Below are 739 nucleotides of genomic sequence, written 5' to 3'. Positions count from 1 at the left end.
CGCAGATTACACCTTTATTTTGTCTAACGCGAGAATCCCTGGCCTTAGATATCGCTAGCTTTTCCATTAATGCCTTTGACATTCCCATTGTATTTATAGGATAAACAGCCTTGTCAGTGCTTAGGACAATGGTTTTTTTTACATTATTAATGGCTACGGCCTCAAGGACATTTTCCGCACCCATAATATTGGTTTGGATCGCCTGAATGGGGTAAAATTCACAAGATGGCACTTGCTTTAGGGCTGCTGCATGAAATACATAATCGACTCCCCTCATTGCATTATTAATACTATCAAAATCTCTTATATCACCAACAATGAAGTTGAGTTTATCATTTTTATACTGAATTCTCATGTCTTCTTGTTTCTTTTCATCTCTACTGAAAATGCGAATTTCACCAAGATCAGATTTTAGAAATTTTTGTAAAACTGCATTGCCAAATGACCCCGTACCTCCAGTTATCAGTAATGTCTTGTTTTTAAACATAATTGTAGTTATTTGCTCAAATAAATTTCGTGCCACAAAAATCAAGTACTATCTTGTGACTCAGATTAAGATCCTTAAAATCACGATGATTGACTAAATAGACTAGCAGGTCGCACTCAGTGAATGCTTCCTGAAAGGGTATTAAATCTATAGAAGAATGTGAGTTTAAGTTTGGCTCTACTGGTAGAACATAAAATCCATCATTTATTAGAGTTTGCGTAACCTTCAAAGCTGGGCTCTCTCTCAAATCAT

At 35.9% G+C, this 739-nt stretch carries 2 protein-coding genes; both read right to left on the bottom strand.

Going from position 1 to position 739, the window contains the following annotated elements; translation table 11 throughout:
* Positions 1-487, bottom strand: a 487-nt coding sequence (locus E1176_RS01095) for a polysaccharide biosynthesis protein (RefSeq protein WP_155208741.1), incomplete at its 3' end; no start/stop codon positions are given.
* Positions 488-503: 16 nt separating this feature from the next.
* Positions 504-739 (bottom strand): UDP binding domain-containing protein (locus E1176_RS20860; protein ID WP_281349500.1); only part of this gene is annotated, 236 nt, incomplete at its 5' end.

The organism is Fulvivirga aurantia, assembly GCF_009711475.1.
In the GTDB taxonomy this organism is placed as follows: Bacteria; Bacteroidota; Bacteroidia; order Cytophagales; family Cyclobacteriaceae; genus Fulvivirga; species Fulvivirga aurantia.
The sequence above is the reverse complement of the archived record's forward strand: the minus strand, read 5'-3'. Positions and strand labels throughout refer to the sequence as shown.